This window comes from Halovivax sp. (assembly GCA_007119345.1).
GTDB lineage: Archaea > Halobacteriota > Halobacteria > Halobacteriales > Natrialbaceae > Halovivax.
The window spans coordinates 1-14,477 of the sequence record SKPV01000197.1 but is presented as its reverse complement, the minus strand read 5'-3'; the positions used below and the strand labels follow the sequence as shown (position 1 = coordinate 14,477).

Below are 14,477 nucleotides of genomic sequence, written 5' to 3'. Positions count from 1 at the left end.
GACAGCGATCGCAGACGTACTCCAGCGGCTCGTCCGCCGCCGTCTTCGGCGCCGGGATGTACCGGCCGCACTCGCCGCACCACGTCCAGTAGACGCGCTGTTCGAGGGCGGCGTCGCGTTCGACCGCGATCGTCCGGTCGTCGACGGCGACGACGGTGCCGTCGATCGGCGCGTGCTGGGCGACGCTGATCCCGTCCGCCGGGCGGGCGATCATCTCGCCGACCTCGACGGCGTCGTCGGGTCGGACGATCGGCTCGCTCGGCGAGACGACCCCCTCGAAGTCGGGGTTCGTGACGAGCGGCACCTCGACTCGATCGGGCTCGATAGACGCCCCCGGCTCGGTCTCGTGGGCGACGTGTTTCCACGCCGCCGACCGGAGAACGTTGATCCGGCCGCCGGCGCCGAGTCGATTCGCCTCGACGACGGACGCGTCCATCGCGAGCACGCAGTTCGTTCGCTTGCGGACGCCGAAGCGCTCCGCGGGGTCGTCGACCGCGAAACACCACCCGGGCCCGCCGTCGAGCAGCACCTCGTCGTCGGCGAGCGGATCGGTCCGGCCCGCCGCCGCCAGCAACTCCGACGCTGGCGTGCCGACGGGGACCTCGAGGAATCGGTGTTCGGGGACCCGTCCGTCGACGTGAACGAACTTCCGCGTCATCGGAGCGCCGTCGGTCAACGCGTGCGAAACGTTGTGCACCGTCTCCGTGTTCTGGACGATCCAGCCGTGGTCCATCGGGAGGTCGTCCCCGCCCATCACGACGTCGGCCACCATCCGCAGGAGGACGCTCTCCATCCCGTACTCGTAGCGGTCCTCGGTGTAGGCGACGATCACGCCGGTCTCGTCGCCGTCGACCGGCAGCTCCTGGGGCTCGTAGACGGTCGCGTCGGTCTCGCGCTCGAGCGGCCCCATCCACCCCTCGCGGTCGGTCAGCTTGGCCCCGATCACGATCCGACCGAACGCCCGCTCGAGCAGCCCCTCGAACAGCGCCCCGAACTCCGCGGCGCGCTCTCGGCCCAGCCACTTGTCGATGTAGTAGTTCGGCTCGCTCTCCTGGTGGTTGACCAGCAGCGAGTCGACCGACTCGAGGTGCTCCCACTTCGCGTACGTCGGGAAGCCGGCGCCGCCGGCGCCCGAGACGCCCGCGTTGCGCAGCGTGACCGCAAACTCGGGGAGCTCGAACTGTCGAAGGGTCTCTCGAGTGACGCTCATGGTCGGCTAGTTCCACGTTAGCATTGACCATAGATCTTATCGAAATGTGAGAAAATTACAGACGAATTTGTATATTTGACCCACAAATCCTGTAAAACCACCCCATATTCGACCTATATAGGAGAATAGATCGGATTTTCGAATCGGTCGTCGAGGTGAATCGGTATGTGTGCAATGACCGATACAGCGACGTCGACAGTTTCGCGAAACCCCCTATTTCTCGATGATGCTCTCCTCGACGGCCTCGCCGAAGTGACGGGCCGTGTCCTCGTAATAGAGCGCGATCTCGTCGCCCGCCTCGAGGTCGGTCACCGCCGTCCGCCCCTCGGGCGTGGCGACTTTGATCGTCTCGGCGTTCTGCAGGAGCGTCTCGACGCGGTCGCCGTCGTCGGTCTCCAGGGCCACGCGGAACATCGGTCGCTTCTCGATCTTGACGCGCCCGACGACGGCCTCGCGGGTCCGGCCGTCGAGGTCGACCACCTGGACCTCGTCGCCGCTTTGCAGCTCCGAGAGGTACTTCGTCCCGCCGTCGGGGGTTCGGACGTAGGCGTGAACGGCGCCGGCGTTGACCCGAAACGGCCGCGAGGCGACGTACGGAGACTCGGCCGTCTCCGCGTGGACGAACACCAGTCCGCGGGCCATCGAGCCGACGAGCATCCCCTCGTCGTGGTCCAGCAGGTTCCCGGTGTCGACGCAGACCCGGTCGGCGGAGCCGACCTGCTCGACGTCGGTGACCGCGGCCCACCGGAGGTCGAGGCGCTCCCGGTCGGTCTCGTCGCGAACCTCGACGGTCCGTCGGATCTCGTCGGGATCGTCGCTGTCGAGCAGGACGGCGTCCGCACCGATCTCCAGCGTCTCGAAGGCGGTTCGGGCCTCCGCGGCGCCGGTGACGCCCGCGACGAGCTCCGTCTCCTCGCCGATGCGGGCGATCAGGTTCTCGAGCGGGATGATCGTCCAGTCCTCGCCGACCGCGATGGTGTGGGCCGCCTCGCGGGCCGCGGCTTCGGCGAACGACTCGTACTCCTCGCCGAGGATTCGCACGTAGGCGCCGCCGGGGACGGGGCCGCCCCGTCGCAGCGTCGAGAGGTCCGCCGACCCGGAGTAGTCGTTCGGCAGGTCGACGGTCCCGTCGCCCTCGCCTTCCTTGCCGACGACGTAGGCGTCGGGATGGACCGCCTCGTCGTCTTCGGCGTCGTCGATCAGCGAGACGTCCCCGTCGGTTCGGAACGCGGCGACGCCGATCTCGCCGAGCTCGCGGACGCGCTCGACGTCGCCCTCGTCGACCAGTACCCAGTCGGCCCCCGCCTCGAGGGCGGCCGTGATCCGCGCGCGGCGGGCCTCCCAGTCGCCGACGGCGTCGTCGGCTTTGACCCAGACTGCTCTCGTCATGTGTCGACGGTCGAACGGAACCGGCTTGAACGTGGCGAAACCGACGACCGTCGCCGGCGCGGCCCGCACGGCACGGTCGGGCCCGAACGGAGCGCGCTCGCACGGAACGAGCGACCACGAACGGCGCGCGCCTGGTGTCGCGGAACCTTTAGGTCCGATCGCGACCAATCGAACGGAACGTGCCGACCTACGACGCCGTCTGCTTCGACCTCGACCACACCCTCTGCGTCCCGACCCAGGATCCCGAGGAGGTGTTAGCGACGGCCTTCGAGCGCGTCGGCTGCGACCCGTTCTGCGGACACGGCGACGTCCGCCCGCTGATCCCGGACCTGCCGACGGCCCGGACCGACCGGGAGTTCCACGAAAACCTCTTCGCGGCGGCCGCGCGCCGGTTCGAGGGCGATCCGACCCTGGCGCCCGACCTGGCCGAGGCCTACCTCGCGACCGCGGATCCGTCGGCCGTCCGCTTTCGCGACGGCGCCGAGGCGGCCCTGGCGCTCGCCCGCGAGCGCGCCGAGGCCGTCGGCCTGATCACCAACGGCAGCCGCGAGACCCAGACGGAGAAGCTCGAGTCCCTCGGCATCACCGACGCCTTCGACGTTTCGGTGTTCGTGGACCCGGCCAACGGGATCCCGCCGAAGCCGGAGCCGGCGCCGTTCGAGACGGCCTTCGCGGCGCTCGGGACCGGGCCCGAGGACGCGATCCACGTCGGCGACTCGCTGTACGCCGACGTCGCCGGCGCGAACGCCGTCGGCATGGACTCCGCCTGGCTGGCGACCGACGGCGGCTCCGACCCGGCCCACGAGCCGACGCACGTCGCCGACTCGCTGACCGACGTCGGCGCGATCCTGTGAGCGGGCGCGGCGGCAACCCCGCTAGACCCTCAGCGTCGGGAGAGCGGACACGGCGGCGACCCCGCTAGGCCTCCAGCGTCGGCAGCCGATTCCGGTGGACGACCACGCGATTCTCCGGCCGGTCCGTCGCCTCCTTGATCCGGACCAACAGCGACGCGACCGCCTCGAAGGAGTCCGGCAGGTCGAACGCGTCGTCGCCGTCGGCGCGCTCGCGACAGACCGCCACGAACGCCGCGAGGTCCGGGGCCATCCCGATCGGGAGGTAGACCACGTCCGGGTCGTCGGCCAGTAGCCCCTCCCAGGTCTCGACCACCGCCTCGGTCACCCGGCGTGGCCGCCGCATCCGCTCGAAGACGGCGTCGGGGTCGGCCTCGTCCCCGTCGAGGGCCGCCTCGAGCGCCGCCGACAGCGACCCCTCGCGGTCTTCGGCCTCGCCGTCCGCCCGCAGAAGGTCGGCGAGCGCGTCGAGCTCGGCCTCGCCGACCGCGATCGCGTGGGCGATCTCGTGGGTGTCCGTCGAGACCGTGTATACCACCTCGTAGTGCTCGCGCGAGAACTTACAGACGTCGTCCGCGCCGGTTCCCTCCCCTCGAAGCGTCTCCAGCAGTCCCATACCCGTCGTTCCGACGCGAATCGAATAAAGTCACCCGTGTCGGTTCGGCCGGCCGGGCCGGAGTCGGGACGATGGCCGCTCACCACTCCTCGCCCAGCGCGGCCCGCGCACCGCCGTAGCCGGCCGAGGATCGCCAGCGTCGGCCGCTCTCGGCGTGCTCGACGACCAGCTCGGCCCCGCAGGAGCCACAGCGGTAGCGCTCCGGCGCCTTCACGGGCCTCGACGCTCGGTGACGCGACGTCTCCCAGCCGCAGCCGTCGGCCTCGCACAGCAGGCGGTACCGCGGTTCCGCGAACGCGTCACAGCGAACCGACACGTCGAACTCGCGGGCGCGTTCGCGAAAGCGCGGGCCGTGTCCGGACTCGCCGAACGTCTGAAACTCCCAGGCGTGCAACAGCTCGTGGCGGACGACCGCCTCGAACTCCGCGCGGTCGTAGGCCTCGTAGGCCCGCCGCGAGAGGACGATCGTCGCGATCCCGTCGTCGGCGTCCCACCGGCAGGCGCCCGCGCGGCGCTTCGCCCTGGCCGACGTCGCCCACTCGACGTCCTCGAGGTCGACGCCGATCTCGTCGGCCATCGCCCGCGCGTGGACGCGAGCGTGGGCGAGGATCTCCTCGTCGGTGGCGCGACCGCTGCTCACGGCTTCGGCCCAGGAACCCGGAGGCCCTATCGGTTGCGGTTTTCGTCGGATCGCCGAACGGTTCGGACCGATTCCGAACGAGGGTCCAAACGATCGCGTACCCGTGGGTCGCAACCGTCACACTGACGGCTCGCAGGGCCGTTCGAGGCACCGACATGACTGCCGAGCTCCCGTCGCCCCGCTCGCTCGACCCCGACGAGACCGTCTCGCCCTCGGTCGTCGTCCTCCCCGCCGTCTCGTTCGACCCGCCGCTCGACGAGCTCGCGCCGTGGCTCGATCGCCTGCCGATCGCGGACGCGGTCTCGGTCCCCGGCGCGGACGCCCCGCTGTCCCTCACCGATCCGGACGGGGGCGTCGCCGTCACGACCAGCGGAATGGGGAAGGCGCCCGCGGCGACGACCGTCGCGGCGCTGCACTGCGCCGACGGGCTCGACGTCTCGTCCGCGCACTGGGTCTCCGCCGGCATCGCCGGCGCCGCGCCCCAGCGGGCCGCGCTCGGCTCCGCCTTCGTCGCGGACGCGATACTCGACTGGGACCGCAAGCACCGCTGGGACCCGGACGAGGTCGGTGGCGGACGGGACGCCACCGCTCCCGGCGCGGCGGACGGACCGGACGCCCCGGCCGTCGAACGGCTCGCCTACCTCCCCGAGGGTTCGATCCACCACCCGAACCCCGTGCTCGTCGACGACGCCCGCGACGCCGCGGACGACGTCGAGCTCGTCGATCGGGAGGACGTCCGGGACTACCAGGCCCGATATCCCGACGCCCCGTCCCGCGGCCCGCGCGTCGGCGTCGGCACCACCGTCACGAGCGACGAGTTCTGGCACGGGAGCGCGGTCGCCCGCGAGGTCGACGAACTGTGTGACGCCTACGACGTCGACCCGTACGCGACGACCCAGATGGAAGACGCCGCCACGGCCGCCGCACTCTCGCGATTCGGCGCCCTCGAGCGCCACGTCAGCGTCCGCGCCGTCGCCAACTACGACCGGCCGGCGCCCGGCGAGGGCGTCCACGACAGCTTCGAGGGAACGCCGGCGTCGGTCGCGCAGGCGGTCGAGAACGCGGCGCGGGTCGGGCGCTCGGTCGTCGAGACGCTGCTCGATCGCGAGCGGTGATACCGGCCGGTACCGTTTTCGCGGCGACCGACGTGCTCACCGGCAACGATGACGCGAGCGGACCCGCGAGGGGCGAACCGGCGAGCGGGCGGACACGAGCGGCGGTTCCTCCTCGGACTCGCGTGTTTCGCCGCGGTCCTCGCGGCGGTCGGCGCGCTCTACGGCGCGGGCAGTACGGTTTCGCTCGGGACGGCGGCCCTGCCGGTGCTCTACGCCTGCGGATCCGTCCTGGTCGGCGCAGCGCTCCGTTCGACGGTCGGCTGACCGACCCCCGCGGGCGGCGCGTCGCCGGGACGGAGCGACCCGTCGGAGCGGCGGTACCGGACCGGTCGTTCAGGTCCGCGCGTTCCCGCGCGCTGGGCCGTCGTCACTCCGGTTCGGTCGCTCCCGACTCCTTGCCCCGGGCCTCGACGAGGACCCTCGTCTCGTCGGCGCTATCGACGACGATCCGGTGATCCATGTGCTCGAACACGATGCGTCCCCCGGCGCGGCCGTCGAACAGGGCGTCGAGCGCCTCGGGATCGACGGCGGCGTAGAGCGGACGCTGCTGTGCCGGATCGGCGTTCGTCGCGATCGACAGCGCCCTGACGACCGCCTCGTAGACCGTCTCGCCGTCCACGGCGGACGAACGCGTCTCGATCACCCGTCGATCACCTCCCGTCCGACGGATCGGTGATTCGTTCGGACGATGCGCCCCGCTTCGTTCCCCCTGGTGGGGGTAGCACTGATCGAAGTCATCTCCCACGCGCGCCTCGTTTCGGTCTTCCTCGGTCGCGCATCGGGCGCGACCCCTCGTGCTAACAGGTGCGGACCGAAACCATAAATCCATGTATTGAATAACCCCATGGTTTCATCGTCCGGACGGTCCGTTCTCACCGAAGTTCATGCGGTGAATAGGTTTATAGTGTTAGCCAGAGAGAGATATCGTACGCACAGGAATGGGTCGGACGACGATTTCGGTATCCGACGAGGTGGCGGACAAGCTTCACGAACTCAAGGGTCGGGGGGAGTCCTACGACGACGTCCTCCGGCGAATTCTGGCCGACATCGGCGAGGAGGTGAACGCGGAGGACGACCCCGACGACTGACGGCGGCGCTCGCGGGACGGGTACCGTTGGCGGATCGGTACCACGTGCTCGCCGGGTCGCGCCGTTGCCGTCCACGAACGGGACGAGACGGATCGCGGTGGGCCGGTTACGACGCGTGGAACTACCGGCGACGGCTGCTCGTCGGGAGCATGGCGGTTGCGGCGTCGGGGCGGCGGAATCGGCACCCCTTACGGCGGCGGAATCGGCACCCTCTACGACGGCGACGGAGCGAGGAAACGACTGACGAACCGATCGTGAGAACGCGGGAAACTCAGACTTCGAGCGCGAGCCCCGCCTCGTCCAACGCGTCGTCCACGCTCAGATCGTCGTGCACTACGCCCGAGACGGCCCGCGTGATCGCCTCGGGGTCGTCGTGCTGGAAGATCGACCGGCCCATCGAGACGCCCGCGCCGCCGGCGTCCATCGCGCCGCGGACCATCTCGATCGTCTCGCGGTCCGTTCCGCGGGAGCCGCCGGCGATGACGACCGGCAGGCGGGTCGCCTCGCAGACGTGCTCGAAGCTGTCGGCGTCGCCGCTGTAGCCGGTCTTGACGACGTCGGCGCCGACCTCTTCGGCGAGGCGGACGGCGTGGCCGAGCGCCTCTGGGTCGTCGCTCTCGACGTCCGGTCCGCGGGCGTACGCCATCGCCAGGACCGGGATGCCCAGCCGGTCGGCGTCGGCGGTGACCTCCGAGAGCCGGGTGAGCTGGTCGGGTTCGTAGTTCGAGCCGACGTTGATGTGGAAGGAGACGGCGTCGGCGCCCGCCCGGACGGCCTCCTCGACCGTGCCGGTCATCCGCTTGTCGTTGGCGTCGGGCCCGAGCGACGTGGAGGCGTTGAGGTGGACGATGTAGCCCTTGCCGTTCGTGTTGCCGTGGACGCGGGGCGCGATACCCTTCTGGGTGAGCACCGCGTCCGCGCCGCCGCGGGTGACCGCGTCGATCGTCGATTCGATGTCTTTCAGGCCCCGTACGGGGCCGAGCGTGATCCCGTGATCCATCGGGACGACGAGGTACCGTCCCCCCGTCCGAATCCGGTCGAGTCGTGCGTCGCGTCCGACGGTCATAGTGGTACTTCGTAGCAAGCTTTCGGTTATGGCTGTTCTGGTTCCGGTACGTCCGCGTCCGCCCCTCGGTTCGCGAGCCCGCGTTCGGCGCCGCGTTTCAACTCCGCGGCCTTGGCCTCGAGCGCCGCGGCCGGCTCGTCGCTCGCGGTGGCGAGATCGATCAGCGCGCTCCCGACGATGACGCCGTCGGCGCCCGCCGTGACGATCTCGGCGGCGTGGGCGCCCTCGCTGACGCCGAAGCCGACGGCCTTGGGCACCTCGTAGTCGGCGAGGCGCTGGAGGCTCTCGTGGGTCGCCCCCGAGACGTCGGCGCGCGCGCCGGTGGTCCCCAGGCGGGCCTGCACGTACGCGAAGCCCGACGCCCGCGACATGATCCGGTCGAGGCGCTCGCCCTCGGTCGTGGGAGCGACGATGAACACGAGGTCCAGCCCGTGCTCGTCGCAGGCCGCTCTGAGGGGATCGGCCTCCTCGGCGGGCAAGTCGGGGACGACGATCCCCGAGAGGCCGGTTTCTGCCGCGCGCTCCACGAAGTGACGGACGTCGGGGCCATCGGCAGGCTCGGACGTCGCCGTGGCCGAGTCGGAGCGAGCGTCGCGGGACGTCGCTCCGCTCCTCCCCGTTCCGCGTTCGGAGGCGCGCGGCGCCTCGCTCCCGTACTGCAGGATCACGTTGTAGTACGTCATCACCAGCAGCGGCGCCTCGGTGTCGAGCGAGTCGACCAGCTCGAAGAAGCCCTCGGGCGTCGTCCCCGCCTCGAGCGCGCGCTTGATCGCGGCCTGGATCGTCGGGCCCTCGGCGATCGGCTCCGAGAACGGGAGCCCGAGCTCGATCAGGTCCGCGCCGCCCCGGTCGAGCGCCTCGACGGAGCGCTTCGTCTCCCCCAGGGAGGGATCGCCGGCGGTGACGTAGGTGATGAGCGCGGGGTGATTCTCGCGGACCGCGGCTTCGATATCGGAGTCCGTTCGCCCGCCGTTCGCTTCGGTCACCGATCGAACACCTCCACCTCGGGCGCGGCCTCAAGGTCGCGCTTCTCGGTCTCCTCGAGGACCGTCTCCAGGTCCTTGTCGCCGCGTCCGGAGACGTTGACGACGACCAGCTCTCCCAGGTCCCGGTGCGCTTTTTCCACGTACCCGAGCGCGTGGCTCGACTCGAGCGCGGGGATGATCCCCTCCAGGCGCGAGAGCCGGTGGAAGGCGTTCAGCGCGTCGTCGTCGTCGACGCTGACCGGCCTCACGCGCCCGGAGTCGACGAGCGCCGCGAGCTCCGGGCCGACGCCCGCGTAGTCGAGCCCCGCGCTGACGCTGTGGGACTCGACGATCTGGCCGTCGCCGGTCTGGAGCAGCTTCGTCATCGCCCCGTGGAGCACGCCGTCGCTGCCGGTCGAGAGCGTCGCCGAGTTGGGCGCCAGCCCCTCGGCCTCGTCGATCTCGAGGCTCGAGCCGCCGGCCTCGACGGCGTACAGCGACACCGAGTCGTCGGGGACGAACGCGTGGAAGGCCCCCATCGTGTTCGAGCCGCCGCCCGCGCAGGCGACGACGCTGTCGGGGAGGCGTCCGGCTCGCTCCCGCACCTGTTCGCGGGCTTCCTCGCCGATGACGGACTGAAAGTCCCGAACCATCGCGGGGAACGGGTGCGGACCGACGACCGAACCGATCACGTAGTGCGTCGTCTCGACCGTCGTCGCCCAGTCGCGCATCGTCTCGTTGATCGCCTCCTTCAGCGTCGCGCTCCCCGCGTCGACGGGGGTCACGTCGGCGCCGTTCATCCGCATCCGGTAGACGTTCGGCCGCTGGCGGTTGACGTCGGTCCGGCCCATGTAGATCTCGCAGGGCATATCGAGGTGGGCCGCGGCCATCGCGGTCGCCGTGCCGTGCTGGCCGGCGCCGGTCTCGGCGATCACGCGCTCTTTGCCCATGTACTCCGCGAGCAGGACCTGGCCGAGCGCGTTGTTCAGCTTGTGCGCGCCGCCGTGGACGAGGTCCTCGCGCTTGAGGTAGACCTCGCGGTCGTAGCGCTCGCTCAGCCGATCCGCCCGCTGGAGCGGCGTCGGCCGGCCGCCGAACGCGCGCATCCGCTCGCGGAACTCGTCCAGAAATCCGTCCTCGTTCTCGACGACGTAGCGCTCGTAGGCGTCCTCGAGTTCCTGGAGCGCGGGCATCAGCGCCTCCGGGACGTACTGTCCGCCGTAGCGACCGAACGTTCCCGGCCGGTCGCTCTCGGCTCCCCCGTCGGCCTCGCCGAGCGGGTCGCGTTCGCTCCCGCTCACGGGGACTTCACCTCCGATCCGGCGGCCGCGTCGGTCCCGGCGCCGCCGTCCGCGTCCGCCTCGGGGGTCACCAGTCTCCGGGTGGTCGCCCGCACGTCGCCGTCGCCCTCGCCGGCGTGGTCCATGATCGCGCTGCCGACGAGCAGCGCGTCGGCGCCCGCCTCGCGCATCCGCCGGACGTCCGCGGGCGTCGCGATCCCGCTCTCGGCGATCAGCGTCACGTCCGCGGAACGTCGTTCCGCGCTACTCTCGGTTTCGAGGCGGCCGAACCGCTCCGCTTCGGGCGCGACCCGCTCGAACGTCCCGAGGTCGACCTCCAGGCGCGCCAGGTCGCGGTTGTTCACGCCGATCACGTCGGCGCCGGCGTCGACGGCGGCGGCGAGCTCCTCGCGGTCGTGGACCTCGACGAGCGGCTGGAACCCTCGCTCGCGAGCCGCCGCGACGAGCGTCGGAAGATCGTCGACGAAGCGGGCGATCAGCAGGACCAGGTCTGCGGCCACGGCGTCGAGCTGGGCCTCGCGGAGCACGAAGTCCTTGCGGAGGACCGGGACGTCGACGGCCTCGCGCACGGCCGTCAACGCCGCCGGCGAGCCGCCGAAGTGCTCGGGTTCGGTCAGGACGGAGATCGCGGCCGCGCCGCCCGCGACCATCTCCCGGGCCAGTTCGACGGGATCGTCGGCCCGGACGCCCGACGCGGTCGGGCTGGTCGGTTTCACCTCGGCGATCAGCGGGACGCGACCGTCGGCCTCGGCGGCCGCGACGGCGTCCGCGAACGGGCGGGCCGTCACGGCGATCGGCCCGTCCGTCTCGGTTTCGCGCCGCCGCGCCGACTCGAGGATCGAGCGCACGGCCGGGGCGAGCTCTGAAGTAGTCATTATCGTACATCAATGTACTGATTTATACATAAGGCTTGCGGGACGGGGCGGGCGGCCGCCGACGCGACCGCAGCCGGAACCGCCCACCGCCGACCGGCCGAATATTCAAGACCGCTCCACCCCTCCGGCGACACATGGAAGACGCGGGCATCTACGCCAGGGAGTCGCCGTACCTCGAGCGGTACGTACAGGTCGGCGTCGCCAGTGGGCGCGTTTTGCACGTCTCGTTCCCCCAACAGCCCGAGGAGGGCGCCGAACCGGATCACGAGGTGCTCGGTCGCATCGTCGAGTACCTCGACGGCGTCTCCGAGGTCAGCTTCGAGGACGTGCAGGTCGCCCTGACGGTGCCGACGGATCAGCGCGCCGTCCTGGAGACGGTCCGCAAACTCCCCTACGGCGAGAGCGTGACGGTCGCGGAGATCGCGGCGGGGACGCCGGAAATCGATCCCGACGACGAGGACGACCTGATCCTCGTGCGGACCGCCCTCGACGAGAACCCGGCGCCGCTCCTGATCCCGGACCACCGCGTCCGCGACGGGCCGAGCGCCGCGCCGCCGACGGTCGAACAGAAGCTCCGGTCGCTCGAGGGACTCTAGGAGCGGACCCAAGCGGCGTAGACGTAACAGCCGATGCCGACGAAGACGAGGACGGACGACGCCGTCCAGAAGCCCGGCCCCCACGCCTCGAGGACGCCGAACTGCGCCGCGAGCCAGCCGAACTGCGCCAGCCCGCCCATCACGAAACAGCCCGCGCCGGTCCGGAGCACGAGCTGGTCCGGATCGGTGTACGCGTAAAGGGTGGCCCCGATCCCGACCGCGATCGCGCCGAACAGCACCTGCGCGGTGAGGTAGGCCGCCGGATTCCCGGTGACGGCCGCGACGCCGAACAGGGCGAAGTAGATCACGATGCTGACGAAGATGGCGCGTCGAACCGGTTCCGACGGTTCCGCGAGCGCGGTCATGGGCGACCCGACGGCGGCAACCCTCTTAGTTTTCGAGGAAATCCGCCCAGTCGACCTGTAGCCGCTCGTGCACGACGAACTCACAGCAGTTGATCACGTAGTGGGCGACGATCGCGGCGAGCAGGCTCCCGGTCGAGATGAAGATCGCCGCGAGGACGAACCCCAGCAGCCCGGTGACGACGATCCCCGCGGTCCCCTGGACGCCGTGACCGAGCGCGAACAGGATCGATGACCCGACGGCCAGGAGCCACGGCGAAACGCCGAAGCCGACGGCCAGCGCCCCGATCAGCGCCGCCCGGAACAACAGCTCCTCGAAAATCGCGATCAGCGGCAGGACGACGACCACCAGCGCGAGCCACCCCCGGTCGGTCTCGGGGGCGAGCATCTCCCGCAAGCGCTCGTCGTGGTCGACGCCGTAGCGCTTCGCGAGGCCAGCACCGACTTCGTTGGCGGCGTAGAGGACCGCGCCGGCGGCGACGCCGATCGCTCCACCGGCGGCCAGGGACGACCGCGAGACGGAGATCCCGAGCGCGTCGGCCGGCACGCCCGTGTAGAGTATCGCGCCGACGAGCGCGACCGTGAAGAGGCCCTGGGTGACGGCCACGTTCGTCAGGAGTTCGCCGGTGGTCACCGGATTTCCCCCGACGTAGGCAGCGACTCCCTCGTCGCGCCGGCGCCCCGCGGCCGTCGATTCGCCGGCACCGCCGCGGCCTGACGGCGCCGCTCGTCGCCGTCCGCGAGTTACCTCCGGGTCCCCGATCCCCGAGGGGACGCCCGGAAGGGGTTCTCCGGCCGCCGATTCGCGTTCGTCGGCCCGCGGTTCTGCCTCTCGGGCCGACCGCCCGCCCGGTGCGGAGCGGGATTCCCGGTCCGCCCGCTCGACGGAGTCGTCGGCCGGGTCTCGCCCGGCGGCGTCTTCGAAGGGCGGCGCCGACCGCTCGGTCGTATCGGCCGGGTCGCGTCCGTCGGCGCGTCGGTCGGTCCCATCCACGGCAGGGCCGCGTTCGTCGGCGCGTCGGTCGGTCCCATCCACGGCAGGGCCGCGTTCGTCGGTCCCGTCCACGGCGGGCGGTCGGGTCGGGGCCTCCTCGACGGGGGTCAGCGCGCGCTCGGTGAGTCGCGTCAGAATCAGCAACACCGCGCAGGTGACGCCCACGAACGCCGCGAACGTCACCCAGTCGGTCATCGGCCCTTACTGGGGACTCGGGCTGGAGCCGCTGCCGGTCGCGACGCCCTGCTCGAACGCCGAGCCGGTGATCGACTTGAGTCGGTCGACCAGCGAATCCTTCTTCGGTTCGCCCATCAGCGCGACCTCGAGCACCTCGCTGATGTTCGAACACGGGATGATCTCGATCATCTCCTCGTACTCGTCCTCGATCATCACGTCCTGCTCGTTGGACTTCGGGATGATGACCTTCGTACAGCCCGCCTTGGCGGCGGCTTCGATCTTGTGCGTGACGCCGCCGACGGGGAGGACGTCGCCGCGCACCGAGAGCGAGCCGGTCATCGCGACCGACTGGTCGACGGGGATGTCCTCCAGCGCGGAGATGACGGCGGTCGCCACGGTGATGGAGGCGGAGTCGCCGTCGACCCCCTGCTGGCCCGCCTGGACGAACTGGATGTGGACGTCCTTCTCCGAGAGGTTCACGTCGGAGAACTTCTTGATGATCGCGGAGACGTTCTGGACCGACTCCTCGGCCATCTCCTTGAGCTGGCCGGTGGCGATCACCTGGCCCTGGCCCTGCGCGGGCGCGATCTCGGCCATCACGGGGAGCATGATTCCGCTGTCTTCGCCCATGACGGCGAGGCCGTTGACGCGGCCCTCGACGCCGCCCTCGTTGACCTGCAGCTCGTAGTCCTTGCGACGATCGATGTAGTCGTCGGCGAGTTGCTGTTCGATCGAGCGCGAGCGCTGCTTGGCCTGGAGGACGTCCTCGCGGGTGGTGTACTCGCGGTCCTCGGCGCGGGCGATGTCGCCCGCGACCCGCACGAGCCCGCCGAGATTCCGGAAGTGCAGCGTGAGGTGGTCCTTCCGGCCGGCGCGGCGCTTGGCCTCGAGGATGACCTCCTCGACGGCCTCGCGGGTGAAGTGGGGAAGTCGGCCGTCCCGCTCGACCTCCTGGGAGATGAACCGGGCGTACTTCCGGCGCATCTCGGGGGTGTCGTCGATCGTGTCCTCCATGTACACCTCGTAGCCGTAGCCCTTGATCCGCGAGCGCAGCGCGGGGTGCATGTTCTCCATCGCGTCCAGGTTCCCCGCCGCGATCATGACGAAGTCGCAGGGGACGGGCTCGGTCTGGACCATCGCGCCCGAGGAGCGCTCGGACTGGCCGGTGATCGCGAACTCGCCCTCCTGGATCGCCGTCATCAGCTTCTGCTGGGTGCGGATGTCGAGCGTGT

General features: G+C 70.7%; 17 protein-coding genes. 5 read left to right on the top strand and 12 right to left on the bottom strand.

What is annotated here, in order from left to right; all coding sequences use genetic code 11:
• Positions 1-1,210, bottom strand: a 1,210-nt coding sequence (locus QZT59_RS13370) for an NADH dehydrogenase subunit (protein ID WP_290817241.1), incomplete at its 3' end; no start/stop codon positions are given.
• 213 nt (positions 1,211-1,423) lie between these two features.
• On the bottom strand, positions 1,424-2,599 hold the full coding sequence (locus QZT59_RS13365) for a 3-dehydroquinate synthase II (RefSeq protein ID WP_290817238.1): 1,176 nt from the start codon (positions 2,597-2,599) through the stop codon (positions 1,424-1,426).
• Between the two features lie 179 nt (positions 2,600-2,778).
• Here QZT59_RS13365 and QZT59_RS13360 point away from each other — a divergent pair, with 179 nt between their 5' ends.
• Positions 2,779-3,453 carry an HAD family hydrolase gene (locus tag QZT59_RS13360; protein WP_290817235.1) on the top strand — a complete coding sequence of 225 codons (675 nt, stop codon included), beginning with the start codon at positions 2,779-2,781 and terminating at the stop codon, positions 3,451-3,453.
• A gap of 64 nt (positions 3,454-3,517) precedes the next feature.
• Here the strand turns inward: QZT59_RS13360 and QZT59_RS13355 are convergent, their stop codons facing one another.
• Positions 3,518-4,066 (bottom strand): hypothetical protein, encoded by a 549-nt coding sequence (locus QZT59_RS13355; protein WP_290817232.1) that lies wholly within the window; start codon positions 4,064-4,066, stop codon positions 3,518-3,520.
• 79 nt (positions 4,067-4,145) lie between these two features.
• Entirely contained in the window at positions 4,146-4,706 is a 561-nt protein-coding gene (locus QZT59_RS13350; protein WP_290817223.1) for a SprT-like domain-containing protein, read from the bottom strand.
• Positions 4,707-4,861: 155 nt separating this feature from the next.
• On the opposite strand from QZT59_RS13350, the gene QZT59_RS13345 reads away from it, so the two are divergent.
• Together QZT59_RS13345 and QZT59_RS13340 are read left to right on the top strand one after the other, a co-directional pair.
• Entirely contained in the window at positions 4,862-5,821 is a 960-nt protein-coding gene (locus QZT59_RS13345) for a phosphorylase (protein WP_290817216.1), read from the top strand.
• 48 nt (positions 5,822-5,869) lie between these two features.
• Complete coding sequence (locus QZT59_RS13340; protein ID WP_290817212.1) at positions 5,870-6,085, top strand: hypothetical protein; 216 nt, start codon at positions 5,870-5,872, stop codon at positions 6,083-6,085.
• A 103-nt stretch (positions 6,086-6,188) separates the two neighbouring features.
• Here QZT59_RS13340 and QZT59_RS13335 read toward each other — a convergent pair whose 3' ends face one another.
• Complete coding sequence (locus tag QZT59_RS13335) at positions 6,189-6,464, bottom strand: HalOD1 output domain-containing protein (RefSeq protein ID WP_290817209.1); 276 nt, start codon at positions 6,462-6,464, stop codon at positions 6,189-6,191.
• A gap of 295 nt (positions 6,465-6,759) precedes the next feature.
• On the opposite strand from QZT59_RS13335, the gene QZT59_RS13330 reads away from it, so the two are divergent.
• Entirely contained in the window at positions 6,760-6,909 is a 150-nt protein-coding gene (locus QZT59_RS13330; RefSeq protein WP_290817206.1) for an antitoxin VapB family protein, read from the top strand.
• Positions 6,910-7,180: 271 nt separating this feature from the next.
• Here the strand turns inward: QZT59_RS13330 and QZT59_RS13325 are convergent, their stop codons facing one another.
• The 4 genes from QZT59_RS13325 to trpC are packed head-to-tail and all read right to left on the bottom strand — an operon-like array spanning position 7,181 to position 11,116.
• Positions 7,181-7,975 carry a 2-amino-3,7-dideoxy-D-threo-hept-6-ulosonate synthase gene (locus QZT59_RS13325; RefSeq protein WP_290817203.1) on the bottom strand — a complete coding sequence of 265 codons (795 nt, stop codon included), beginning with the start codon at positions 7,973-7,975 and terminating at the stop codon, positions 7,181-7,183.
• 26 nt (positions 7,976-8,001) lie between these two features.
• Entirely contained in the window at positions 8,002-8,961 is a 960-nt protein-coding gene (gene trpA / locus QZT59_RS13320) for a tryptophan synthase subunit alpha (protein ID WP_290817200.1), read from the bottom strand.
• Positions 8,958-10,241, bottom strand: coding sequence for a tryptophan synthase subunit beta (gene trpB, locus QZT59_RS13315; RefSeq protein ID WP_290817197.1), 1,284 nt, complete (start codon positions 10,239-10,241; stop codon positions 8,958-8,960). Before trpB ends, trpA begins: the two co-directional genes overlap by 4 nt.
• Positions 10,238-11,116: an indole-3-glycerol phosphate synthase gene (gene trpC / locus QZT59_RS13310; protein WP_290817194.1), complete on the bottom strand. Its 879-nt coding sequence runs from the start codon at positions 11,114-11,116 to the stop codon at positions 10,238-10,240. The genes trpB and trpC overlap by 4 nt, the downstream gene beginning before the upstream one ends.
• A 134-nt stretch (positions 11,117-11,250) precedes the next feature.
• Between trpC and QZT59_RS13305 the strand changes: the two genes are divergently transcribed.
• On the top strand, positions 11,251-11,712 hold the full coding sequence (locus QZT59_RS13305; RefSeq protein ID WP_290817191.1) for an MGMT family protein: 462 nt from the start codon (positions 11,251-11,253) through the stop codon (positions 11,710-11,712).
• Here the strand turns inward: QZT59_RS13305 and QZT59_RS13300 are convergent.
• The 3 genes from QZT59_RS13300 to lonB form a co-directional block, all read right to left on the bottom strand.
• Positions 11,709-12,077, bottom strand: a complete 369-nt coding sequence (locus QZT59_RS13300; RefSeq protein ID WP_290817188.1) for a hypothetical protein — start codon at positions 12,075-12,077, stop codon at positions 11,709-11,711. The genes QZT59_RS13305 and QZT59_RS13300 overlap by 4 nt on opposite strands.
• 25 nt (positions 12,078-12,102) lie before the next feature.
• Complete coding sequence (locus tag QZT59_RS13295; protein WP_290817185.1) at positions 12,103-13,263, bottom strand: type II CAAX prenyl endopeptidase Rce1 family protein; 1,161 nt, start codon at positions 13,261-13,263, stop codon at positions 12,103-12,105.
• Positions 13,264-13,269: 6 nt separating this feature from the next.
• Positions 13,270-14,477: ATP-dependent protease LonB (gene lonB, locus QZT59_RS13290; RefSeq protein WP_290817182.1), on the bottom strand; the 1,208-nt coding region annotated here is incomplete at its 5' end.